Source organism: Holdemanella sp. DFI.5.55, assembly GCF_020593575.1.
In the GTDB taxonomy this organism is placed as follows: domain Bacteria; phylum Bacillota_I; class Bacilli_A; order Erysipelotrichales; family Erysipelotrichaceae; genus Holdemanella; species Holdemanella hominis.
On record NZ_JAJDMK010000009.1, the window covers coordinates 21,560 to 44,868 of the forward strand.

Here is a 23,309-nt window from a genome sequence, read left to right on the forward strand (position 1 = left end):
AAGGGGACCACAATATGATTCGAGGTACTGTGGCCATCGTAGGTCGGCCAAACGTCGGAAAATCAACGATATTCAATCGATTGATTGGACAAAGAAAGAGCATTGTAGATGATACACCCGGAGTAACAAGAGATAGAATTTATGGTGAAGTGGAATGGCTGACACAAACTTTTCGCTTGATCGATACGGGTGGTATTCAAATTGAGGACCAGGCATTTGCCCAGGAAATCAATATGCAGGTAGATATTGCGATTGAAGAAGCGGATGTCATTATTTTCTTAACTTCTGCCAAAGAAGGAGTAATGACAGATGATACAATTATCGCAAGAAAGCTGCAAAAGTGTAAAAAGCCAGTTATTTTAGCTTGCAACAAAGTGGACAATCCAGAAATGCAGATGAATGTATATGAATTCTATGCGTTAGGTCTTGGAGATCCAATTGCGATTAGTGGGGCACATGGCATTGGACTTGGCGACTTATTGGATGTCGTGATGGAAAAACTTCCAGAAAAAGATATCGCTCCATATGAAGGAATTACTTCATTCTGTTGCATTGGACGTCCTAATGTTGGAAAATCAAGTTTGGTTAATTCCATCTTAAAAGAAGATCGTGTTATAGTATCCAATGTAGAAGGTACTACGCGTGATGCGATCGATACGCCATTTTTTGTGGATGATAAAGAATATATGATCATTGATACGGCAGGTATTCGTAAAAAAGGTAAAATCTATGAGAATATTGAAAAATATTCGATCTTACGTGCTTTAAGTGCAATTGATCGTAGTAATGTCGTGTTATTCTTGATTGATGGTGAAAAGGGTATTCGTGATCAAGATAAGCATGTGGCTGGTCTTGCGCATGATGCTGGTAAAGGTGTTATCATTGTCTACAATAAGTGGGATACAGTTGAAAAAGATGAGAAGACCATGTCAAAGATTGAAAAGGAAATTCGTGCTCAATTCTTGTATTTGAATTATGCACCTATTGCGTTTACTTCTGCACTTACTGGAAGTAAAGTGAATCAATTGATTCCTTTGATTGATCAAGTGCATGATGCATGTACATTGCGTATTCCAACTAATGTATTAAATGATGTCATTTTGGATGCACAGATGATGAATCCGGCAAAACCTCACTTGGGAAAACAATTAAAGATTTATTATGCGAGCCAAGTTGCGGTTGAGCCACCGACAATTGTCTTATTTGTCAATGATCCAGAATTATTGCATTTTAGTTATGCTCGTTATATTGAAAATAAGTTAAGAGAAGCGTTTGGCTTTACGGGAACTCCAATTAAGATTTTGGCTCGTAAACGCTCATAGTAAGGAGTTAAATATGCGTACAGTTGTGATTGGTAGTGGAAGCTGGGGAACAGCTTTAGCTCAAGTATTACAAGATAATCATCAAGAAGTTTTAGTGTATGGTGTTGCAGAAGCTGAAGTTAATGATATTAATGAAAATCATAAAAACTCAAAGTATTTTGGAGATGTTGAATTAAATCCAGAATTAAAGGCAACAACAGATATTCAATGTATCAAAGGAGCCGATATTGTATTGTTGGCAGTACCAACAATCGCAATTGATCCAATTTGTCACCAAATCAATGATATATTAGATAAAAAGACAATTATCATCAACGTTTCTAAGGGATTCCACCCAGAAACAAATGAAAGAATGTCTGAAGTTATTCGTCGCTGTATTGATGAAGATAAATTAAGTTCCGTCGTAAGTTTAATTGGTCCAAGTCATGCAGAAGAAGTTGTCATTCGTTTATTAACTACAATTGATGCGATCAGTTTAAACAACGAGGATGCCGTAACCGTTCAAAACTTATTCTCAAATCAATACCTACGTATTTATACAGGAAATGATGAGATTGGTTCTGAACTTGGTGTAGCCATTAAAAACGTTATGGCTATCGCATCCGGTATCTTATCTGGTTTAGGCTATCAAGATAATACGCGTGCAGCCTTGATTACGCGTGGTTTACAGGAAATGATTCGTTATGGTGTTCATTTTGGTGGGCAACAAAAAACGTTCATGGGTCTAACTGGAATTGGAGACTTGATTGTAACTTGTACGAGTGTACATTCTCGTAACTTTGAAGCGGGTTACCAAATTGGAAAAGAGAATTCGGTTGAAAACTTCTTTAAGAACAACACAAAAACGGTAGAAGGTGTTCGTACCGCAAAAATTGTTCATCGTGTTGCGAAAGAAAATGGTATTGATATGCCAATTTGTGAAGAAGTTTACCAAATTTTATTCAATGGAAAACTTCCAAGTGAATGTGCACAAGATTTAATGATTAGAGATTTAAAGAAGGAATTTTAATATGGGAAAGTATGTAAATAAAGAGTCTTTAACACAGGCTTTATCAATCAATTTAAATTTGTCTAAAAAAGACGCAGCATTTGCGGTAGACTTAATTTTTAATGAAATGAGTGATGCCTTGGCAAGTGATGGTCATGTAGATATCACAGCTTTTGGTAAGTTTGAAATTTTTGATCGTAAATCAAGAATGGGAATCAATCCTGTCACAAAAGAAAGAATGATGATTCCGGCTACAAAACTTCCAAAGTTTCGTCCAAGTCAGACTTTAAAGAATAAGTGCAACAAATAGGTCATATGACCTATTTTTGTCTTTAGAAAGGATGGATCATGAGCTTATTTATTGTGACATTAGGCTTTACATTAGCTATTTCAAGTAAGTGGGCCTATTCTTATTTTGGTTTATCGAGTTTTGAACAAATTGTATACCACATTAAAGTTCCTTTGGAAGGTACCAATACGCAATTTATTTTTGGATGGATGAAAAAATGTTTACTTCCTGGTTTTATTTTTGGCCTCATTTTTAGTTGGATTTCTATAAACATAGCCAAACTTATTCTTTTACTTTGTTGTATATATGGTCTTTGTCAAATTCATTTTTTTTCATATGTTTTTAACCAATTTAAGAAGACGGATTTCTTTGATAAATACTACGTTGAATCTGAAGTTATTTCACCTGAAAAGAAGATGAATTTTATTCATATCTATCTAGAATCGATGGAAACAACATATGCCACAAAAGAAGATGGAGGTAATGCAGATGAAGATTTATTGCCTTATCTGACTCAGCTTACAAAAGACTCCGTTTCTTTTTCACAAAATGAGAAAATTGGTGGAGCTAGAGTCTTAACAGGAACGGGTTGGACAACGGGAGGTATTGTTGCGAGTACGTCGGGTATTCCTTTAATTTTTAGTTTAAAACATAAATTTTGTAAGAACAAAGTTCCATTTATGCCTAATGTAAATACCCTTGGAGATATTCTAGAAAAAGATGGATATCATCGTGTCTTTATGATTGGTTCGGATGCGACATTTGGTGGAAGAAGAAGCTATTTTGATCAACATGGTCATTATGATATTCAAGATACCGTTTCTTTAAAGAAAGAAGGAATTCTTGACAAGGATTATCATGAATTCTGGGGGTTTGAGGATGATAAATTATTTGAATTTGCGAAAGAGAAAATCTTAAGTTTATCAAAATCATCCAAACCATTCGATTTCGAAATGTTGACAGTCGATACGCACCATCCTTATGGCTATCAATCCAAAAATTGTAAGAATATCTTTAAAGAATCCTTATCGAATTCGATTTATCATACAGATGAAAATCTAAAAGATTTTATGGAATGGTTAAAGAAACAAGATTTCTATAAAGATACTGTTATAGTCATTCAGGGTGATCATACAAGTATGGCGGCTGAATATATTCATGATACATATTCATCTAACTATGATCGTCGAGTGTGGAATGCGTTTATTCATTCTAGAGCGAAACCTAAAAAAGAAAAAAACCGTGACTTTACGACCATGGATTTTTATCCTACAATATTAACAGCTTTAGGATACAAGATTAAAGGCGATAAGCTTGGTTTAGGGACCAATCTATTTGGTGATAAACCAACACTTACAGAAGAGATCGATGCAAATCGAGTTGATAAAGAGATAAAAAGAAATTCAACTTTCTATAGGAGGCTCATGTGAAAAAAAGATTACGCAGTTTCATTATTATATTAGTTGTGGCGTTCATCGTTTTTTCGATGATGGTCACGACCTTTATGCAGATGCTTCGATTCTAACATTCCTTAGTGGAATGTTTTTTCATTTTAAAGTACAATGTAAATAGATGAATCGAGGTTTTAATTATGACAAAAAAACAAAAAATCAAATTTATAGCGTTATTAACAACAACGGCTTCTTTAGCTGTTGGATCTTACTTCTTTAAAAAGAAAGTAGAGAAGATGAAAGAGGATGGTACATTTAATACAATGGTCTTTAAAAAGCGTTTAAACCAATATTTAAAGGCAGCTAAAAAAGATGAATTAACTTTAGAAATCATTGCTGGCTTACTAGCTGAATTGGATAAGATGAATGATTTCAAGGCAACGCACGAAGGTTTTGAATTGAATCTAGATACAGATAAGTATATGGAACTACAAGATTATCTTGATGCCTACTATTCTCGATTGGCAAGTTCAAATCATTTTAAACAAGCGGATACCAATGAAGATAATACGCAAGTACGTTTAAGGAAGTGTTTGAACACACAAAAATATATTTTAGAAAATTTCTAAAGAAAGTCTCAAATCTATCTTGAATTTATATAATAAACACGTATGATATCCTTATAAGGATGTGATACACATGGATTTAATACATAAGAAAAAAGAAAATCGGGGTCAGATCTTTCAGAGCTTTGATTCTTTAAAGGGCTTTAAAGAAATGATTCAAAAATGTGAAGTAGAAATTGTCAGCCCAAGAATTTTATCGCAGGATGATTATGAAATCTTAGACGAAAGAGTGCATGAAATTCAAAAAGGAAAACTTGTCACGATTGAGTATTATGATTGTATCAATTATAAAAGAATCACAGGCGTAGTTTCTAAAATCAATCTGGATACGCAAATACTTCAAATCGTAAAGACAAAGATCAACCTGAAACAAATTAGCTACATACAATTAGAGGAGTGAAAACTCCTCTAATATGCGTTATGGCCACCAATTAATGTATTTCGTTTTTTAGCGGTCGCAAAGTCTAAGGCGTTCATCCCTTTTAAGATGGCATTCTTGCCATAGCGATGCTTGATTTGAACTAAGGTTTCCTGTAGCTTTTTTTCTCGTTCTACTTTTCCTACGTCTGTAAATAAATCATAATTCTCATAATAATATTCATCTTTCACATCTTGAAAACCAATCGCAATCTGTCGAATGGGATAGTTTGGATTCACAATGCGAATATAGAGTCGTTTGAATTCTTCTAATAAGATGGAATAGGAGTTTGTACAGTTGGTAATCTTACATGAGCCACAGCTTGGTTTGATACAATCTTTAGAGTAGCTAATCATAAGAGAAATTTGTTTAGTCACTAAATGTTTCTCGGTTAATGTCAATACATTTTGATCCACCATTTCTTTCATAACCACAAAGGCATTTTGGTAGGAATAATCCTCAAAAAGAATTTGGGAATTGGATATAGAATGTTGTTTCGATTTATAATTTTTAATGTCTTGAATGGTCGTAGGCTCTTTGCCCCAAGCATGGTCAATGATATATTCGGCATTCACACCAAATTCTTTATATAATATTTCAATAGGAAATTGACACAAGTCATACATGTCATAAATGCCTAATTTGTGTAATCTTCTTTCCGTTCCATTTCCAAGCATCCAAAAATCTGTTAATGGAACATGATGCCATAATGTTTGGCGATATAAGTCTTCATTTAAATAGGCCATGCGATCGGCATTGTGCTTGGCGGATATATCCATCGCAATCTTAGCTAAATACAGATTGGTTCCAATCCCAACAGTCGCTGTAAGACCTGTTTTTTCATAAGTTCGATCTAATATTTTTTTTTGCGAGATTTTTAGCACTTACTTGATAGAGTTTTAAATAGCTTGTGACATCCAAAAAGGATTCGTCAATGGAATAGACATGAATATCTCCTTTGGCAATAAATTCCAAGAAGACTTTATAGACTTTGCAGCTATATTCCATATACAAGTGCATTCTAGGTGGAGTAATCATATATTCAATTTTTGGATCAATTTCAAAAATACGACCACGACTCGATACGCCTAGTTTTTTGATGGCAGGTGTTGCAGCAAGAGTAATGGCACCACCACCTCGTGTAGGATCTGCCACCACAAGGTTGACTTCAAATGGATCAAGGCCAAGTTCCACGCATTCTACGGATGCATAAAAGGATTTTAAATCAATACATAAATATGTTTTTTGCATAAATACCTCCACCCCCCATATCGTTCGTATAAAATCATAGTTAAAAATAAATAAAAATTCAAGATAGATTTGAGACTTTATTAAAAAGTTAATAAATTTTCACTGGTATTTTATTTATTTTTTGATACTATATAGATAAAGGTGGTGTAACTATGCAGTTAAGGCAATTATTACTACAATATGAGATTGAAAATAACATTAAACATGATGAGGCGGCTAAAAGAATAGGAATTGGGCGTGCTACATATTTTCGTTGGTTAAAGGGTGAAAGCACACATTTAAAGGCCAATACATTAAAGAAACTATCCGATATGCTGGATTGTGATGTCAAAAGTATTTTGGATGAGGAAGAAAGAATCAAACCAATCGTTGGTAGTGTAAAAGCCGGATATGATGTCTTTCCAATGGAAGATATTGAGGGATATATTGAATTAAATCGTCATGATGGAAAAAAAGGCGATTACTTTTTACGTGTACGTGGAGACTCTATGATCAACGCTCATATATATGAGGGGGATCTTGTCTTTGTGAAACAGACAAATGAAGTGGAATCTGGAAGTATTGCGATTGTACTTGTGGGTGAGGAAGCAACATTAAAGCGTGTTTTATATAAAAAGGGTTTAATGATTTTAGAAGCCGCAAATCCTAAGATTGACACAAAGGTTTTTACGCCTGAAGAAGTTGAAAAATTGCCGGTAAAGATTATTGGGAAAGTCTTATATGCTCGTAGAGACTTTGATTGAGGGAATGATTGAATGAAGATTTGGATTACTAGACATGGCCAAACAGCTTTAAATAAGCAAAAATTAATGCAGGGACTTACAGATGAACCTTTAAATGAGACGGGAATTCAACAAGCGAAAGAGGCCAGAAAAAAGATTGGTGATATTCATTTTGATGCGGTATATGCAAGTCCTCTACAAAGAGCGATTCAGACAGCATCGATTATTGGCAATGTAGATCAAAAGGATGTAAAGATTGATTCTCGTATTATTGAAGTGGATTTTGGGAATTACGAGCTTCGTAGCTACTTTAAATTAGGATTAAAAATGACTTCCTATTGGGCTTTTCCTGAATTATTGCCAAATCCTAAGTCGGTTGAATCTGTCAAAAGTATGGTCAAACGAAGTCAATCCTTTTTAAAGGAACTTGAAAAGAAGAATTATGAGAATGTATTGATTGTATGCCATGGTGGTATCATCCGTTCTTTATGTGGCTATCTAGAAGATCGTAAAAATGGTATTAAGTGGAGACCAAAGCCAAACAATTGTGAGATTCGTGTTTATGAATCCAATCATGGTAAGCATACATTCATTAAGACATATAAGTAAGGAATGTATAGACCATGTTTAATGGCAAAAAGGAGTAAATACACATGTTGACATATACTTATTTAGAAAAAGGGAAATTTGCGTTGATAGAGAAACCAAAACCGATACTTCTTCATGAAAGGGATGCGATTGTAAAAGTAACACTTGCGAGCATTTGTTCAAGTGATCTGCATATTAAATATGGTAGTGTTCCTCGTGCAGTACCTGGTATTACTGTTGGACATGAAATGGTTGGGATTGTAGAAGAAGTAGGAAGTAAAGTGACTCATGTAAAGCCTGGAGATCGTGTAACGGTGAATGTGGAAACATTTTGTGGAGAATGTTTTTTCTGCAAGAATGGATTTGTGAATAATTGTACGGATGATAATGGAGGATGGGCTCTTGGCTGTCGTATTGATGGTGGACAAGCTGAATATGTGCGTGTTCCTTTTGCAGATCAAGGATTGAATAAAATCCCTGAACAAGTTAGTGATCGGCAGGCTTTATTTGTAGGGGATGTGTTAGCTACAGGATATTGGGCAACTCGTATTTCTGAAATCAAAGAAGAGGATACTGTATTGATTATTGGTGCAGGTCCTACAGGTATTTGTACTTTATTGTGTGTGATGCTTCAAAAGCCAAAAAGAATAATCATGTGTGAAAAAGATGAACATCGTATTGAATTTATCCATGAACATTATCCGGAAGTTTTAACAGTAACTCCAGAAGAATGCAAAAACTTTGTACTAGAAAATAGTGATCATGGTGGAGCAGATGTTGTTCTTGAAGTTGCGGGCGTACCCTCTACTTTTCAGCTTGCATGGCAATGTGCAAGGCCAAATGCGATTGTGACAATAGTCGCTTTATATGATGAACCACAAGTTTTACCACTTCCAGACATGTATGGAAAAAACTTGATCTTCAAAACAGGTGGTGTTGATGGTTGTGATTGTGAAAAGACTTTACAATTAATTGCACAAGGTAAGATCAATACAGAACCTTTGATTACACATACGTATCCTCTTAGTAAAATTGCCCAAGGGTATGATTTATTTGAAAATAAAAGAGATGGTGTAATTAAAGTGGCAATAGAGTGCTGATTTCAACTACAGAAAAAGGAATCCGATAATCATATATTTCAACATGGTTTCAGGATTTCTTTTTTTGACATTTTTTAGCTGAATTAACTAATATAATAAGACATGTTTGTGAAAATTTATACCATATATTACAATAACAACATTAATTGCTTGCGTTCGCAAGCAATTAATGTGTATAATAAAGAAAAGGAGTGATACTATGGCAAATACAACTGCTGTTTATGCTAGAATAGATACCAAACTTAAAGATAATGCCGAGAGCATTCTTTCTCAGCTTGGCATTTCTCCATCCAGTGCAATTCAGATGCTTTATAGCCAAATCGTACTGAAAAAAGGTATCCCATTTGATTTGAAGCTTCCTTCTTCTGAACCATTAGCTGTTGGTGCAATGACAAAAAAACAGTTAGACAAAGAGCTTCAAAAGGGAGTTGATTCCATCAATACTGGAAATGTGTATTCTGCAGATGAAGTAGATACAATACTCGCAAAAGAATTTGGAATATGATGAATAACTATAAAGCAAGCTATTCTGGAGAGGCACTTTCCGATTTCGTGAAATTTATTCTTATATTGCGTATGAACTTCTTGTTCCTAAAACTGCTGCCGCTCAAATAAAGCGTATTCGAGAAAAAATCCGTTCATTAGATTTTATGCCAGCTTGTCATGAGCTAGTTGGATGGGAGCCTTGGCAATCGATGAATATGCATCAGCTGCCTATAGATAATTATATTGCATATTATCTTGTTGATGACAAGACAAAGATGGTTATAATAACTCGAATATTCTATGGCGGCCGTGACATTAAAGGAATTATTAATTCAAATATATAAACTGAAATGGAACTTTTAACTAGGAGTTCCATTTTTAGTGTGCATTAAGATAGGTTTATTTGATAAAATAAAGACACAATGAATGACTAGGAGACAATTACGATGAATAAACAATACAATTATACAAATATCATAAAGGAAACTCTAATATTGACTGTTGCGGTTGGAATTATTGGTGCAGCCGTCTATTTTTTTCTTGTGCCCAGTCATACTTCAGTAAGTAGTATTTCTGGATTGGGTATTATACTATCTAATTTTATACCTCTACCATTATCAGTCATCACCATGATTTTAAATGTCGTTTTATTGATTATTGGATTTTTGACTTGTGGTAAAGAATTTGGCGTAAAAACAGTATATACAAGTATTATGCTTCCTGTTTTTCTTGCATTTTTTGAAATTATTTTTCCAAATTTTGTATCTTTCACAAACAGTCAAGAACTCGATGTATTGTGCTACATTCTTGTAGTGAGCGTGGGACTGAGTATTTTATTTAATCGAAATGCTTCATCAGGTGGTCTTGATATTGTCGCAAAGATCATGAATAAATATCTGCATATGGAACTAGGAAAAGCAATGTCCTTATCGGGTATGTGTGTGGCCTTATCCGCAGCTCTTGTTTATGATAAGAAAACAGTTGTATTAAGTATTTTGGGCACTTATTTTAATGGCATTGTTCTAGATCACTTTATCTTTGATCATAATATTAAACGAAGAGTATGTATCATCACTCCAAAAGAAAAAGAGCTTCGTGAATTTATCATTCACGAACTACATAGTGGAGCAACCGTGTATGAAGCGTATGGTGCATACAACATGGAAAAGCGCAATGAAATCATCACAATCGTGGATAAAGCGGAATATCAAAAGTTGATGAAATTCATCAATACACTCGATCCAAAAGCATTTATCACTGTATATAATGTATCGGATATGCGATATCAACCAAAGATTTGAGTAAGGCAAGGCCTTACTTTTTTTTCCTTTATTATGACCTATTTGGACAATACATTTGATTCTAAATGGCTAAATGATTAATATGAAGATAAGGAGATAGGGTATGGATAAAAGGGTAATTATTAATTGTGTAATCATAATTTTAATTTGGATTTGTAATCGTATGGCTTATTATTACTTATCGGGAAATACAAGTTTAATTGTGAGTGGCATAATCCTAATTATTGGCTGCTTAATAATGTGGGGGTTCAACCATGAATATCGATGAATATATAAGATTTGATGATATAAATAAACAATTTACCATTCCATCCGGTACATATTCTTATAGTGATGTAGTTCGTGTTTCTGTCTTAAATGAAAAGGCTAAAGGAAAGGGTATTCCATTTACGGCTATACTTCCTTCAGGACCATTACCATTTGGGATTCTACAAGATCCATATCTATTTGTTGGAGTAAAGGTTGTATAAAAGATGAAACTATTTTGGCCATATATGTTTCTAAAGAAAAGACGATGGTCAATATGAATCAATATATTAAAGATCGCAAGGTTGCAGAAAAGATAAAAGAGGTGATGAAAAAGAAGCTGAATCGATTTTAAGGGAAATTAAAAAAAGAATCGGTTAAGATTCTTTCTTCTTGTATTCAGATATAATTAATCCGGATAAAGTAAGTATGGTTCCAAGAACAATACATGGCGTAATCTTTTCATGTAGGATAATTACTGAAAAGATAATTGTGGCAATGGGGTTTAAATATACATATTGATTGGTTCTAACACTTCCTAATATGGAACAAGAATAGTTCCAAATCACAAAACATCCTGCACAAGCTACTACACCTAAGAAAAGTAGATTTAATAGATTGAGTGGGATTAGAATCTCATCCATGGATACATCAAATCCTAATATTGGAAGGCTGATTGTCATAAAGAAAAGTCCCCACGCAAAGATTCGTTTCGTATTTTGAATGGAAGTATGTCCTAATTCATTGACTTTCTTTAATACAACACTATAAATAGCCCACATGATGGCTGCCACAATGGTAAGAATATCTCCTTTTGGAGATAGGTGCATTTGTTGGCCATTGAAGCTAATGAAGAAGATTCCAATAAAGGCTACAATAAATCCTACCACAAAGTTCATTTTAAAAGGCTCATCCTTAAAACATAAATAGGCAAGTATCGAAGTAAAGAATGGAGCTATCGATATTATGACACCTACATTTGTGGCATATGTATAGACTAGAGCTGTACTTTCTATAAAGTAATATAAGAAAACACCGGTTAATCCACTTAGAATATACCAAATCTCATCTTTTCTATTTTCTAGTTTTAATATTTTAGGACTTAAAATGCATAGCGTTAAAAAACCAATTAAAAAGCGTATAAATAACAGTTCAATGGGTGTGAAATTATCTAAAAGAATCTTACTCGATACAAAGGTAGAACCCCAAATCATAATGCACACAAAAGCTAAAATATGTCCGATCATTGTTTTATTTTTCATGCCAAATAATTATAACAAGAAAGTGAAGGGAAGTGTAAAAAATGAAGAAATTAGATCCTGTTGTCATTATTGTCGATGTGTTATTACTTATTGGATGTGGATGCATGTTCTTATATGGAAAGATGTCTGCTCATTCATTTTTTATTGTTGGTCTTGTTTTGATTGCACTTTTAGTCATTTATCTTTATGTCACAAACTATAAAGATAATCATTATGGAGGTAAATTCCACAAAGATTTCTAGGCGGTAGAAATACCGCTTTTAATATGCTATATTTAGATTAAGAAGGTGATTTTATGGGCGGATTGTGTGTATTACTATTGATGATGTTTTGTGTAGGATGAATCTTATGCGTCTTCTTTCTTTCAATGTTGATTCCACTTTTGATCATCTATAATGGAATTGTTGGCATTGTATGTTTTATTCTATATTTTGTATTACGCAAGAAATCTGTCTTTACCAAATATACAGAAGGCTATAAACATGTATTATCATCCATACTAAAATATGGATTGATTGTTTATGGAAGTATTTCACTTGTATTTAGTATCATTTTGGCTATTTTAAACTTTTGTTAGGAGAAGGTTTTATGACGATATTAGGTGTGGATTTAGGAACAACCAACAGTTTAGCGGTTGTCTATAAAGAAGGAAAACCCGTATTGATTCCTAATGCGTATGGTGAATATGTAACTCCAAGTGCTGTCAGTATTTTGGATGGTAAGATTGTTGTTGGGAAATTAGCTAAGGAAAGACTCATTACGCATCCAGAGTGTAGTGCATCTTTGTTTAAGCGAAATATAGGCACAGATGTTACTTATGCATTAGATAAGAAAGAGTATGATTCAGCAACACTTTCTTCTTTTATCTTGAAACAATTGATTGAAGATGCGCAAAATTATTTGCATGAATCTATCGATGAAGTTGTGATCAGTGTTCCGGCTTATTTTAATGCGCGTCAAAGACAAGATACAAAGCGAATAGGCGAACTTTTAGGAATTAAAGTGGAGCGTTTGATCAATGAACCAAGTGCTGCAGCCATCGCATGCCATATGGATGATGAATATGAAACATTCGTCGTGTTTGACTTTGGTGGAGGAACTTTAGATGTTTCGGTTGTCGACTGTTTTGAAAATGTGATTAGCATCAATGCGATTAGTGGAAACAATCATTTGGGTGGCACGGATTTTGATCGAGCTATGACCGAATACTTTTGTTTCAAAAATGGGTTAAACTATAATGTCTTAGACTCTTCTTTTCAACAAAGTATTTTACGTGCTTGTGAACAAGCTAAAATTAGGTTGAGTACACAAAGTGTGGTTGAAGTATCTTTAGTTCATTTAAATAAGAATTATAATTGTATATTTGATGAAAATGTATTATTTAATACTACACATTCCTTACTAGAATCTTGTAAAAATGTGATTGGTAAGGCCGTAAAAGACAGTGGTTTTTCAGCTAGTGAGCTTGATAGTTTGATTCTTGTAGGAGGCTCAAGCAAAATGCCGGTACTTCAACATTATTTATCAGACGCTTTAAATATTCCTGTATTAAAAGAAGAAAACATGGATTCTTTAGTTGCGCTTGGACTTGGAAAATACATTGGTATTAAACAAAGGGATGAAAATATTAAAGATGTAGTTGTGACGGATATTTGTCCTTTCTCCTTAAGTACTTCTACTTACAATGAACAAAATCCAGGCTTAGAATTATCAACCGTGCTTATTCCTAAGAATTCAGTTTTACCAACAAGCAAAAAGATGACTTTGCGTACCGTGCATAAAGGGCAAACCAAGGTCAATATTAGTGTGTTTCAAGGGCAGGCTATGTATGCGAAAGAAAATTTATTTTTAGGCCAAGCTTTTATTCATGTTCCTAGAAATATGCATGATTATGAATCGTTCGATTTAATCTATTCGTATGACATTAATTCTATGTTGTATGTAGAAGCCATTGTACATTCTACCCAGGAACATTATATTTTTAGAGTATCAAAAGGCGATGTGTTAGAAAAAGTAGATGCTTCTGTTCGTTTGGATTCCATCAAAGAAGTATCTTTAGCTTTATATCAAAATAATGAAGTGGATGCTCTGCTTGCTCGTATTGAAAGAATCTATCAAGAAGTGGATGAGGAAACACAAGATTATTTAATGCGTCTTCATTCAGAATTCACAAAAGATATGGAAACTTTGATCAACAATATTCAAAAAAGGAAACGTCTTATAAATCAAGTTTCACAAATCTTGAATCAAATCGAAGAAAGTCAAAATGTAGATTCTTTAGATATCTTTAGTCAAGAAGAGGATGAAGAAGGAGAATATTTAGCATGAATGCGTGGGAAATATTAGGAATTGAGCCTACAAAGGATAAAAAAGAAATAAAAAAAGCTTATGCGAGACTTTTAAAACAGTATCATCCTGAAGAGAATCCGGAAGAATTCAAACAAATTCAGGCTGCTTATCAACAGTGTCTACACCCAGATCAAGAAATAGAGTCTGTTTCATTTGAACAAAATAAACAAGATATTCAAACACAATCCATTTTGACTAAAGAGGATACAATCATTCCTCCACCTATTCCTAAAGTAGAAACATTGTTTGTGAAGAATGAAAAGGATATTGTTGTTTATCAGGATATATTGAATTCGATTGAAAAAAGTTTGCCTAAAAAGATTGGGTCTAAAGAGATTGTACAAGTTTTTACAGAACCTAAAATCATGCCGTATTTAGAGGATGAATTGTTCTGTAGAAGATTAGAAGACATCTTTTTATCTCGTAAATTAAAATATATTAAGAATTTTAGAGATCCTATTTATATGTATTTAGGAAAGTATGGTATGTCAAAATTATCAAATGCGATGGATTATTCAAATGTCCCATTATATAAAAGGCCAGCCTTTACAGCTTTTATTGTGATTAGTGTCATTCTTTTAGAGGTGATATTGGGCATTCTTTAACAATCACAAGAAAAAAAACAAGAATCTTCATTTGTATATAATGTATGATATGATCAACTCTAAAAGGCTAGAAATAGCCTTTTTATTATGTTAATGTTTACTTATGAAAACATATTTAACTTTAGAAAAATCAATTCCTCATAAATCAAATTATGATGGATCCTTATACAAGTCTTATGTAACTTCATTTTTTTCGTATACCAAATCACATCATACAATCAATGATTTTTATGACGAAGAAGGGAATGTATATATTCCTGAAGTTTATTCATTCTGTGAAAAAAAGGTAGATCCAGACACACATGAAATGTTTGTACGAGCAGATGTTGAGTTTGAAGATGGATTGGATATGGATTTTCTTCTTCATAAACCACTTTATTTTAAAGAGCCAGAATGGTTTCATGATTTGACAAATGAAAAAATTAATAAAATCGTATGTAGCTATTCTGATTGGGATATATTGGATCTACTTGATAATAAAACGAGTAATACAACTATAAATATATCTATCTTTGATGATGGAATGATTCAAATTGAAGAGACAAAGGAAAATCAAAATCCTTTAATTTTAACATATCAAGTTAACAAGACTTACATTCAACAATTCTTTGAAGCCATGAAACAAAATCTAGGCAGTGAAACGACATATGATCCTAGCTGTGTGGGTGGATGGTCTAGAAGTTTTACATTATATTGTGAAAGCGGGAATGTGTTTGAATATCACGGCAATTATTGTACAGATTCGAATGAGAATAGTCTTACGACAAATATAGTAGAGGAGTTACTTACAAAATGTCAGATTGTTATTTAACTTTAGAAGAGGTAAAACTCAACACATCTTATTTAGATGGGTCCATATATAAAACGTATATTACCCATTTCTTTTCATATACGAAAGCCCGTCATGAAATTCGATATCTTTATGATAAAAATGACAATATACATTCTGTTGAATTGTATGAAATTATAGATCGTAAAGTAGATTCAAAAACGAATGGTTGTTTCATTCGTGCTGAACTTGAATTTGAAGATGATGAAGATATGGATGCTTTTCTTCATAAACACCTCTACTTTAAAGAGCCAGAATGGTTTCATGATTTAACACATGAAGAAATTGTACAATTGAATTGTGTTTTTGAACAATATGAACCTGTTTTAGGATCACTTATCGAAAGAAAAAATGTTTATATAAATGTAAATGGAACCGTGCAAATAGACGATAAAATTTATCATTTGTCTGAACCAAAGATCTGTGAGTTTTTTTATGAAATCAAAATAAATTTAGGTAGTGAAAAGACATATCAACCACTCCTATGTGGTGGTGGCAGTAGTCGATATATCTTGCATCTAAAAAGCGGCAAATCAATAGAGCATTCTGGTGATTATGCACTATGTGATGGCACTCCATATGGATGTAAAAGATATACAAAACTAATTGTGGATAATTTACTTAAACAAGTGATTGATTCTTTTTGAGAATTCTAATAAGCTATTATTAAAGGAGAAATTTAAATATGCAATATGGATTTGGAGTAGATATTGGTGGTACTACAATAAAGATTGGATTGTTTTCAGTGGATGGAGACTTGATGGAAAAATGGGAAATTCCAACAAATAAAACAGATAATGGAAAATATATTCTTACTGAAATTGCTGATTTTATTAATCGTACTATTGAAATGAAAGGTATCGAAAAAAGTGATGTGATGGGTGTAGGTTTAGGTGTACCAGGACCAGTAAATAAGAATGCTTTTGTGAGTGTATGTGTGAATTTAGGATGGAATTCATTGAATGTTGAAAAAGAATTTCATCAAATTTCAGGACTTAAAGTTAAAGTAGGTAACGATGCCAATGTGGCAGCTCTTGGTGAAATGTGGCAAGGTGCTGGGAAAGGATATCAAGATGTATTAATGGTTACACTTGGCACGGGTGTTGGTGGCGGCTGTGTTTTAAATGGACAGATCGTTTCCGGAATTCATGGTGCTGGCGGAGAAATCGGACACATGCCTGTAAGGGATGATGAGAAAACTCCATGTAACTGTGGAAATCATGGATGTTTAGAACAATATGTTTCAGCTACTGGAATTGTTACTCAGGCTAAGAAGATGTTAGAGAATGATAAACGTCCTTCTAGTTTACGTGATTATGATTGTTTAGAAGCTAAACACATTTATGACGAGGCTAAAAAAGGGGATGTCATCGCTAACGAATTAGTGGATTCCACTTGTAAAATTCTCGCAAAGGCATTGGCACAAGTCTGTAGTGTGATTGATCCAGAAATCATTGTGATTGGTGGTGGCGTTTCTAAAGCTGGAGATATCTTAACTTCAAGAATCAGTACATTCTTTAAAGAGTATGCATTTCATGCATGTAAAAATACACCAATCGTTTTGGCTAAACTTGAAAATGATGCCGGAATGTATGGTTGTGTAAAATCATTATTTTAATTCTACTAAAAATGCAAGGATTCAGCCTTGCATTTTTTCTATAATAATGGTGAGAATATACGAATAATGCTTAAAAATAAACCTTTCACAATATTCACATGGGTATCTTCTACTTGAATTTTTTTACAATGTTCTAATGTATCAAAAAAGTTTTGTTTCACATCCATGATCTTCTTAGATTTATACAATAAAGTGCCATTTTCAAAGTGTAGGTATAAGGAGCGATAATCTAAGTTGATTGTTCCTACTGTGGCATATGTATCGTCACAAATAAAGACTTTTGAATGTACAAAACCAGGCTCATATTCATAAATTTTAACGCCGCCTTGAATTAATTGTTTATAATATGTAGTTCCCATATCATGTACGATCTGTTTATCGGCAATACCGGGCATGATGATTCTAACATCAACACCTTTTTTAGCGGTATGAATTAATGTATTGATCATTTCTGAATCAATGATGAGGTAGGGGGTCATTATATATACATATTTATTGGCACTATTTAATAAATCCTCATAAACGGATTGTCCCGTCAATTCTTCATCTAACGGAGTCTCTGCATAAGGTGCAATATATCCATCAAACGAAGTTTCATCTACAACATCTTCATTTTTGAAAACAGAATAATCAAAGTCTTCATGACGTAAAGCGTTCCAGTTTGTTAGAAACATTACTAAATAAGACCAAACGGCTTTACCTTTAATACAAATGATATTGTCCATCCAATGACCATGTTTTACTTTCTTATTGATATATTCATCAGCTAAATTCGCGCCACCACTAAAGGCAACTTTACCATCAATAATCAAAATTTTACGATGATCACGATGATTCATAATCGTATTAATGATTGGGGAAATACGATTAAAAGAAACAGCTTTGATTCCTTTTTTCTCTAATTGTTTCGCATAAGAAGCGGGAAGTGTACCTAAAGATCCCATATCATCATACATGATACGTACTTCTACACCTTGTTTTACTTTTTCTTCTAAAATAGAAAGAATCGAATTAAACATAAACCCTTCTTCAATGATGAAATATTCCATAAAAATATAGTTTTCTGCCTTTTTTAGTTCTTCTAACATGACATTAAATCCATTTTCGCAGGGTGCATAATATTCAAAATCCGTATTTCGATAAATAGGGAAGCCCTCTTCATGTAAGAAAGCAAGCTGTGAGACATAGTCTGGATTATCGTTACGAATTTCATCAATAATCGATTCATCTTGTATATAGTTGCTAGATGCCTTTTTTTGTTCTTTAATAATATTGCGGAATGTTTTTCCAAACAACAAACTTAATAACATCAATACATACACAAATGTACCAAAGACAGGAAACAACATAATCAGAATAATCCACATAAGATCTGAAGATAGATGTCTACTTGTACGTACGATATTTAATACGATTAAAATGGATAGAATGTGTAAAACAATTTCAATAAAGACAAAAGACGTTGTTAGCCATTTAAATAGATTACAATATAATACAATTTCACCTAATGCGATGATGACTAAAGGAATAATTCTTCCAAGCCATATTTTTAATTTCATAAATATCCACTCATTTCTAGCATAAAGTAATATACCATTTTCACGAACAATAAAAAAGAGCCAACTATGATTGGGTAGGTCATGCTGGCTCGAAAAAATACATACCGAACAGGCCTAATCAGAAAGGAAAAGAAAAAACCTATTGGCAAAACATAGTATACCACTCGTGTTTTTGATTTAAAAGAAAAGCTCCTCTTTTGCAAATGGGTGGTAAGTGACAAATTATTACAGGCAGTGCTATAATTAGAACGCTTGCAGAAAGGCAAGCTCTTGAAGAGCTTCATGAGGTGAATAATCATCAAGAGGAACTTGGCGGTTCTGGTTATTCATCTCGTGAAACTCCGAACCGCCAAACACAAATGAATAAAAAAGAACGTAGAAAATATCCATCTTTACGTTCATTTACTTGGTCTGAAGATCCTGAAAAATCTGAAGGACAATTGCTTGTAGAAAATACTGTTCAAGAATGGTACGACGCTAAACATGCAACATCATCTATTTTTGAAATTGAATTTATAAATTCTTTAGACATAAAACAATGTCCATTCTGTGAATCTAATGATTTTACAAAATATGGCCATAAAAAAGATGGAACACAAAGATATATTTGTAAAGAATGTGGTAAACGCTTTACAGCTTTGACAAATACAATCTTTGATTCAAAAAAAATTCCTATTTCAGAATGGATTGAGTATTTACTGCATTTGTTTGAATTTCATTCTATAAATTCAACAGCCTACGATAATAGAAATTCACCAACGACAGGGAAATATTGGCTGATCAAAACATTCGAAGTTTTAAAAGGAATATCTCGAAATAAAATAGGTGTTGGTGTTGCTTGTAACGAGACAAAATCAATTTTTATAGTTACAGGAACATCTAAACCTTCAAGAAAATCAACGAAAGAAACATACAGTCAGCATATTGCAAGAGGTTCTGTATTAGTTCATGATGACGAACACTCTCATAGCATATTAATTGAAGAATTGGAACTGGAAAGCATAGTATACCCAACAGCAGAAACAAAAGAATTATCAGATAAAGACAATCCTTTATATCCGGTCAATAATCTTCATTTATTATTAAAACAATTTATAAGAAATCATGGAGCTTATGATAGAGAGCACCTCCAAGACTGGTTGAATCTATTTTGGTTCATTATGAATGAGCCAAAGGACAAGTATGATAAGGTGTTAAAATTTATTGAAATGGCAGTTTTATCGCCAAAAAAAGTGCGATATCGGGATGCAATGAGCTCTAAACATAGTAAATAAGCGAATGATTACCACCCATTTGCAAAAGAGGAGCTAAAAGAAAAAACAATAAAAAATGAAACCCACACTAGGTTTCATAAAACAATTTATAAAAAGAGGAGAGAACTAGTGTATTAGTGTTTTTTTGAGGAGACTAGTTCTCAATCGACTGTTAGATGGAATCACACATGAGATAGTTGGCGTTGATTATGTGTGACGTATTATTATTGTTTGTTGGCTTATAAACATTCATCTAACTGTCGAAATTATACCATGTTTATCTGAAAAATAAATTGACATATGTCATATTTTTGAAAATATTTTCTGAAATATAGATGTTATTCCTTTATATAAGGCAACATCAACTTATTAATTTCTGAAACAGTTTTATTGCGAATTAAAATATCCGTATTCGAAGCTATTGTATATCCATACAATAAAGCAATCATACATTAATCAAGATCTTCACCTGATATCACTTCAAACACTGTTGATGTAACGCTTTGACTAGATAGTTGAAGAAAGAACTTTCAAATACATCTTTATGATCGGCTGTTAGATATCGTATTATACACTTATAGTTCGTGTGGAATTGGTTATGGAAGCGTTTAATGTAAATTTTAGAATCAATTCCTGTGTACTTATTTGTTCAATAGAAACGAATTTACCATCACGCTTAAATGTAAGTCCTGCAGTGTTGCTGATGTAAAAAATTAAATGAATTATATAATTTGTACATTAAACTTGTACTTATTAACAAAGTAAAAGACCAATGCGAAAGAAAGGGTTTAAAAATTGCATTGGTCTATATATGCTAGATAAAATTGAGATGAGTTAAATAAAAAGGTTTCTTTATCTAGCATTACCTAGTATATCACTATGTATTTGTGTTTGCAAACGATATGATTCTGATGAACTACTACACCTGATACGCTATTAGGATGTGGTATTTCTGTGTGTTTTAGCCAAACCAGGCTTATGATTCTATATTTTAAACAAAATGTAACAAATCAATTTGTAGGAAAACGTTTGGGAGTTTGTTACTATGGAAAACATGAATAAACCTAAAAAAGTATGATTTCAAGCAGAATCCATACTTCTTTAATGCCTATAACAGTTTGGCTTATCCAAGCATTAAAAAGAATAGAAAGATATGCCAAATAATATATATTTATTAGAGCATTTATTATGAGAATTAATATGCTAACATCTTGAAAAAAAAGCTGCTTTATTTAAAGAAAATATCTCTCCAAAACTAACAACTTCCATTATTGGTCTTTTTTTATGCCTTTTAGCTCGTTTTCCTTAAACTAAGCGTTACTTTTATAAAAATGATTCAGTGAAATAAACACATTTTCCTTAAACTAAAAACTTCTTTTAGAAAACTCATACAGTGAGTTGGCACCAAAACGGTTAAACTAAGAATTACGTTTACAAATTGATAATATGATGGTGTTACAATTTTTTTGTATGAAAATTAAACACGATATATTTCATCTCTACAAACCACTTATATTTTATGTTAAAATAAATCAATAAATCGTTGTTTGGCGATTTGGTAAATCCCAATAAATTAATTTTATAGGGAACAGAAAATTTGAATTTGACGAGGTATTGATAGAATGGTAGAAGTAAAATTTTATGACAATGTCGCAGATGAATTTTTGAAGTTTGCAGTGATAATATCCAAAACAGATAACAAGTGGGTATTCTGTAAACACAAAGAAAGAGAGACTTATGAAATACCAGGAGGTCACAGAGAACCTGGAGAAAGTATTTTAGAAACAGCTAAAAGAGAATTACAAGAAGAAACAGGAGCAGTTGATTTTAGAATTGAACCAATATGTGTGTATTCTGTTAAAGGAAAGACACGAGCAAATGAAAATATTGATGATGAAACTTTCGGAATGTTATTTATCGCAGACATTAACTCATTTGAGGAATTACATAGTGAGATTGAGAAGATATTGATTTCAGATAAGTTAGTTGAAAATTGGACATATCCTTTAATTCAACCTATATTGATTGAAGAAGCAAAAAAAAGAGGCTTTATATAAATAGACAAGCAACGGAAACTTCCAGTTTGTCGAACTGATAAAATCCATTTGAATGCCTAAGAACAAAGAGACTTTATGTTTCTTTGTTTTTTTGTGCTTTCACAAACAAATGAAGCAAACTTTGGAAGTTCTTAGTTTCATGAAGTGAAAACAAATCTTTTTCGTAAACGTAACGCTTAGTTTCATGAAAACACTATAAGAACTAATACTATATAAACTTATATAAAATAAACTATGTCAAGTTGAATAAATTAACCTATGTCTAATTATATAAGATATACTTATTAAGAAGATAAATATACTTATAAAAGACTATACATATACAAGATATTACTTAATAAGAACTTTATACTTTTCTTAAAATATACAAGTAATATTCGTATAAGAACTTATTACTTTGGTTAAGATTAACTCCGAAAGTTTCTTATAAGAACTTATTAGTTTGTCTGTTTCAGAAAAAATTTAAAAATTCGAGATATATTATGGACTAACTTCGCATAATATCTCTTATGTTATATTTATAGAATTGAAATAAAGCAAATTTTTAAATTGGTCTACTTATTTTAATTTGTTTGAGATGACTTGAAATTCAAAAATATGTTTATATTTAAATTTTAACCCTCATTATTATTTGAACAAATACATATAGTTATACGTTTTTTGATGTTTCACGAAAAATCATAGAGTCTTATTAATTTCCATAATATCGCATTCTCTGATTTGAATCGAAACGTACAAATGTCCATCTTTTTGATTTTCACGGCAAATCAAAAAGTCCACTAATCACGTGTTCTAACGTAATATAAAGATCCTAATGCGACTTCTATAATAATATATGGGACAGCCATTAAATAAGCGGAATACGGATGTAGATCATCAGCAGCATACTGCATATCATTGATTTTTAGTTTGCCAGATTTGATTTCTTCAATCTTCGTTTTATACATATGAACACGATACGGACAGACTACAGCTAATACAATCATGATTAATAATATGATGCGTCCTGGTTTTTTAAGGAAACTCATTTGTATCACTCCTAAATTTTT

Annotated in this window: 25 protein-coding genes and 1 pseudogene; 22 read left to right on the forward strand and 4 right to left on the reverse strand. The window is 32.6% G+C overall.

Annotation, left to right across the window (positions count from 1 at the left end; genetic code table 11):
- Positions 1 to 14 precede the first annotated feature (14 nt).
- From der to LJE08_RS03645, 6 genes are all read left to right on the forward strand, one after another.
- Entirely contained in the window at positions 15 to 1,322 is a 1,308-nt protein-coding gene (gene der / locus LJE08_RS03620; RefSeq protein ID WP_117924825.1) for a ribosome biogenesis GTPase Der, read from the forward strand.
- Positions 1,323 to 1,335: 13 nt separating this feature from the next.
- Positions 1,336 to 2,331: an NAD(P)H-dependent glycerol-3-phosphate dehydrogenase gene (locus LJE08_RS03625; RefSeq protein WP_186999266.1), complete on the forward strand. Its 996-nt coding sequence runs from the start codon at positions 1,336 to 1,338 to the stop codon at positions 2,329 to 2,331.
- A 1-nt stretch (position 2,332) separates the two neighbouring features.
- Positions 2,333 to 2,620 carry an HU family DNA-binding protein gene (locus tag LJE08_RS03630; RefSeq protein ID WP_117924828.1) on the forward strand — a complete coding sequence of 96 codons (288 nt, stop codon included), beginning with the start codon at positions 2,333 to 2,335 and terminating at the stop codon, positions 2,618 to 2,620.
- Positions 2,621 to 2,658: 38 nt separating this feature from the next.
- Positions 2,659 to 4,029, forward strand: coding sequence for an LTA synthase family protein (locus LJE08_RS03635; RefSeq protein ID WP_227402436.1), 1,371 nt, complete (start codon positions 2,659 to 2,661; stop codon positions 4,027 to 4,029).
- A gap of 161 nt (positions 4,030 to 4,190) precedes the next feature.
- Complete coding sequence (locus LJE08_RS03640) at positions 4,191 to 4,619, forward strand: hypothetical protein (RefSeq protein WP_227402437.1); 429 nt, start codon at positions 4,191 to 4,193, stop codon at positions 4,617 to 4,619.
- 70 nt (positions 4,620 to 4,689) lie between these two features.
- A complete protein-coding gene (locus LJE08_RS03645; protein WP_227402438.1) occupies positions 4,690 to 5,016 on the forward strand; it encodes a YolD-like family protein in 327 nt (108 codons plus the stop codon).
- An 8-nt stretch (positions 5,017 to 5,024) separates the two neighbouring features.
- Here LJE08_RS03645 and LJE08_RS03650 read toward each other — a convergent pair.
- Positions 5,025 to 6,285: pseudogene (locus LJE08_RS03650) on the reverse strand (DNA repair protein).
- A 152-nt stretch (positions 6,286 to 6,437) separates the two neighbouring features.
- Between LJE08_RS03650 and LJE08_RS03655 the strand changes: the two are divergent.
- The 7 genes from LJE08_RS03655 (at position 6,438) to LJE08_RS03685 (ending at position 10,952) form a co-directional block, all read left to right on the forward strand.
- On the forward strand, positions 6,438 to 7,028 hold the full coding sequence (locus LJE08_RS03655; protein WP_227402439.1) for a helix-turn-helix domain-containing protein: 591 nt from the start codon (positions 6,438 to 6,440) through the stop codon (positions 7,026 to 7,028).
- 12 nt (positions 7,029 to 7,040) lie between these two features.
- Positions 7,041 to 7,616: a histidine phosphatase family protein gene (locus tag LJE08_RS03660; protein WP_227402440.1), complete on the forward strand. Its 576-nt coding sequence runs from the start codon at positions 7,041 to 7,043 to the stop codon at positions 7,614 to 7,616.
- A gap of 44 nt (positions 7,617 to 7,660) precedes the next feature.
- Positions 7,661 to 8,695: an alcohol dehydrogenase gene (locus tag LJE08_RS03665; RefSeq protein WP_227402441.1), complete on the forward strand. Its 1,035-nt coding sequence runs from the start codon at positions 7,661 to 7,663 to the stop codon at positions 8,693 to 8,695.
- 199 nt (positions 8,696 to 8,894) lie between these two features.
- On the forward strand, positions 8,895 to 9,200 hold the full coding sequence (locus LJE08_RS03670) for a type II toxin-antitoxin system RelB/DinJ family antitoxin (RefSeq protein ID WP_117924856.1): 306 nt from the start codon (positions 8,895 to 8,897) through the stop codon (positions 9,198 to 9,200).
- Between the two features lie 106 nt (positions 9,201 to 9,306).
- On the forward strand, positions 9,307 to 9,525 hold the full coding sequence (locus LJE08_RS03675) for a type II toxin-antitoxin system RelE/ParE family toxin (protein ID WP_238635959.1): 219 nt from the start codon (positions 9,307 to 9,309) through the stop codon (positions 9,523 to 9,525).
- 102 nt (positions 9,526 to 9,627) lie between these two features.
- Positions 9,628 to 10,482 (forward strand): YitT family protein, encoded by an 855-nt coding sequence (locus LJE08_RS03680; protein WP_117924858.1) that lies wholly within the window; start codon positions 9,628 to 9,630, stop codon positions 10,480 to 10,482.
- A 254-nt stretch (positions 10,483 to 10,736) separates the two neighbouring features.
- Complete coding sequence (locus LJE08_RS03685) at positions 10,737 to 10,952, forward strand: hypothetical protein (RefSeq protein ID WP_227402442.1); 216 nt, start codon at positions 10,737 to 10,739, stop codon at positions 10,950 to 10,952.
- A gap of 153 nt (positions 10,953 to 11,105) precedes the next feature.
- Here LJE08_RS03685 and LJE08_RS03690 read toward each other — a convergent pair whose 3' ends face one another.
- Positions 11,106 to 11,975 carry a DMT family transporter gene (locus LJE08_RS03690; protein WP_227402443.1) on the reverse strand — a complete coding sequence of 290 codons (870 nt, stop codon included), beginning with the start codon at positions 11,973 to 11,975 and terminating at the stop codon, positions 11,106 to 11,108.
- Between the two features lie 56 nt (positions 11,976 to 12,031).
- Between LJE08_RS03690 and LJE08_RS03695 the strand changes: the two genes are divergently transcribed.
- The 7 genes from LJE08_RS03695 to LJE08_RS03725 all read left to right on the forward strand — a co-directional run bounded on the left by LJE08_RS03695 (position 12,032) and on the right by LJE08_RS03725 (position 17,391).
- Complete coding sequence (locus LJE08_RS03695) at positions 12,032 to 12,232, forward strand: hypothetical protein (RefSeq protein WP_227402444.1); 201 nt, start codon at positions 12,032 to 12,034, stop codon at positions 12,230 to 12,232.
- A 125-nt stretch (positions 12,233 to 12,357) separates the two neighbouring features.
- Positions 12,358 to 12,567: a hypothetical protein gene (locus tag LJE08_RS03700; RefSeq protein WP_227402445.1), complete on the forward strand. Its 210-nt coding sequence runs from the start codon at positions 12,358 to 12,360 to the stop codon at positions 12,565 to 12,567.
- 11 nt (positions 12,568 to 12,578) lie between these two features.
- The gene (locus LJE08_RS03705; RefSeq protein ID WP_227402446.1) at positions 12,579 to 14,318 is read left to right on the forward strand and encodes a molecular chaperone HscC; all 1,740 of its coding nucleotides are present in this window, start codon (positions 12,579 to 12,581) and stop codon (positions 14,316 to 14,318) included.
- On the forward strand, positions 14,315 to 14,944 hold the full coding sequence (locus LJE08_RS03710) for a J domain-containing protein (protein WP_227402447.1): 630 nt from the start codon (positions 14,315 to 14,317) through the stop codon (positions 14,942 to 14,944). The genes LJE08_RS03705 and LJE08_RS03710 overlap by 4 nt, the downstream gene beginning before the upstream one ends.
- 103 nt (positions 14,945 to 15,047) lie before the next feature.
- The gene (locus LJE08_RS03715) at positions 15,048 to 15,755 is read left to right on the forward strand and encodes a hypothetical protein (protein WP_227402448.1); all 708 of its coding nucleotides are present in this window, start codon (positions 15,048 to 15,050) and stop codon (positions 15,753 to 15,755) included.
- On the forward strand, positions 15,737 to 16,420 hold the full coding sequence (locus LJE08_RS03720; RefSeq protein WP_227402449.1) for a hypothetical protein: 684 nt from the start codon (positions 15,737 to 15,739) through the stop codon (positions 16,418 to 16,420). Before LJE08_RS03715 ends, LJE08_RS03720 begins: the two co-directional genes overlap by 19 nt.
- A 38-nt stretch (positions 16,421 to 16,458) precedes the next feature.
- A complete protein-coding gene (locus LJE08_RS03725) occupies positions 16,459 to 17,391 on the forward strand; it encodes an ROK family glucokinase (RefSeq protein ID WP_227402450.1) in 933 nt (310 codons plus the stop codon).
- A 38-nt stretch (positions 17,392 to 17,429) separates the two neighbouring features.
- On the opposite strand, the gene cls is transcribed toward LJE08_RS03725, so the two are convergent.
- Positions 17,430 to 18,950, reverse strand: coding sequence for a cardiolipin synthase (gene cls, locus LJE08_RS03730; RefSeq protein WP_117924873.1), 1,521 nt, complete (start codon positions 18,948 to 18,950; stop codon positions 17,430 to 17,432).
- 287 nt (positions 18,951 to 19,237) lie between these two features.
- Between cls and LJE08_RS03735 the strand changes: the two genes are divergently transcribed.
- Both LJE08_RS03735 and LJE08_RS03740 read left to right on the forward strand, forming a co-directional pair.
- The gene (locus LJE08_RS03735; RefSeq protein ID WP_227402451.1) at positions 19,238 to 20,224 is read left to right on the forward strand and encodes a hypothetical protein; all 987 of its coding nucleotides are present in this window, start codon (positions 19,238 to 19,240) and stop codon (positions 20,222 to 20,224) included.
- 1,601 nt (positions 20,225 to 21,825) lie between these two features.
- On the forward strand, positions 21,826 to 22,260 hold the full coding sequence (locus tag LJE08_RS03740) for an NUDIX domain-containing protein (RefSeq protein ID WP_227402452.1): 435 nt from the start codon (positions 21,826 to 21,828) through the stop codon (positions 22,258 to 22,260).
- Positions 22,261 to 23,039: 779 nt separating this feature from the next.
- Here LJE08_RS03740 and LJE08_RS03745 read toward each other — a convergent pair.
- Positions 23,040 to 23,288 (reverse strand): hypothetical protein, encoded by a 249-nt coding sequence (locus LJE08_RS03745; RefSeq protein WP_117925631.1) that lies wholly within the window; start codon positions 23,286 to 23,288, stop codon positions 23,040 to 23,042.
- Between the last annotated feature and the right edge of the window lie 21 nt (positions 23,289 to 23,309).

Coding starts and splice junctions, on each gene's coding strand:
- LJE08_RS03695 (WP_227402444.1), top strand. CDS start 12,032: ATGAAGAAATTAGATCCTGTTGTCATTATTGTCGATGTGTTATTACTT.
- LJE08_RS03700 (WP_227402445.1), top strand. CDS start 12,358: ATGTTGATTCCACTTTTGATCATCTATAATGGAATTGTTGGCATTGTA.
- LJE08_RS03645 (WP_227402438.1), top strand. CDS start 4,690: ATGGATTTAATACATAAGAAAAAAGAAAATCGGGGTCAGATCTTTCAG.
- LJE08_RS03685 (WP_227402442.1), top strand. CDS start 10,737: ATGAATATCGATGAATATATAAGATTTGATGATATAAATAAACAATTT.
- LJE08_RS03670 (WP_117924856.1), top strand. CDS start 8,895: ATGGCAAATACAACTGCTGTTTATGCTAGAATAGATACCAAACTTAAA.
- LJE08_RS03665 (WP_227402441.1), top strand. CDS start 7,661: ATGTTGACATATACTTATTTAGAAAAAGGGAAATTTGCGTTGATAGAG.
- LJE08_RS03710 (WP_227402447.1), top strand. CDS start 14,315: ATGAATGCGTGGGAAATATTAGGAATTGAGCCTACAAAGGATAAAAAA.
- LJE08_RS03690 (WP_227402443.1), bottom strand. CDS start 11,975: ATGATCGGACATATTTTAGCTTTTGTGTGCATTATGATTTGGGGTTCT.
- LJE08_RS03720 (WP_227402449.1), top strand. CDS start 15,737: ATGTCAGATTGTTATTTAACTTTAGAAGAGGTAAAACTCAACACATCT.
- LJE08_RS03630 (WP_117924828.1), top strand. CDS start 2,333: ATGGGAAAGTATGTAAATAAAGAGTCTTTAACACAGGCTTTATCAATC.
- LJE08_RS03705 (WP_227402446.1), top strand. CDS start 12,579: ATGACGATATTAGGTGTGGATTTAGGAACAACCAACAGTTTAGCGGTT.
- LJE08_RS03625 (WP_186999266.1), top strand. CDS start 1,336: ATGCGTACAGTTGTGATTGGTAGTGGAAGCTGGGGAACAGCTTTAGCT.
- LJE08_RS03640 (WP_227402437.1), top strand. CDS start 4,191: ATGACAAAAAAACAAAAAATCAAATTTATAGCGTTATTAACAACAACG.
- LJE08_RS03660 (WP_227402440.1), top strand. CDS start 7,041: ATGAAGATTTGGATTACTAGACATGGCCAAACAGCTTTAAATAAGCAA.
- LJE08_RS03635 (WP_227402436.1), top strand. CDS start 2,659: ATGAGCTTATTTATTGTGACATTAGGCTTTACATTAGCTATTTCAAGT.
- LJE08_RS03725 (WP_227402450.1), top strand. CDS start 16,459: ATGCAATATGGATTTGGAGTAGATATTGGTGGTACTACAATAAAGATT.
- cls (WP_117924873.1), bottom strand. CDS start 18,950: ATGAAATTAAAAATATGGCTTGGAAGAATTATTCCTTTAGTCATCATC.
- LJE08_RS03740 (WP_227402452.1), top strand. CDS start 21,826: ATGGTAGAAGTAAAATTTTATGACAATGTCGCAGATGAATTTTTGAAG.
- LJE08_RS03715 (WP_227402448.1), top strand. CDS start 15,048: ATGAAAACATATTTAACTTTAGAAAAATCAATTCCTCATAAATCAAAT.
- LJE08_RS03680 (WP_117924858.1), top strand. CDS start 9,628: ATGAATAAACAATACAATTATACAAATATCATAAAGGAAACTCTAATA.
- LJE08_RS03745 (WP_117925631.1), bottom strand. CDS start 23,288: ATGAGTTTCCTTAAAAAACCAGGACGCATCATATTATTAATCATGATT.
- LJE08_RS03655 (WP_227402439.1), top strand. CDS start 6,438: ATGCAGTTAAGGCAATTATTACTACAATATGAGATTGAAAATAACATT.
- der (WP_117924825.1), top strand. CDS start 15: ATGATTCGAGGTACTGTGGCCATCGTAGGTCGGCCAAACGTCGGAAAA.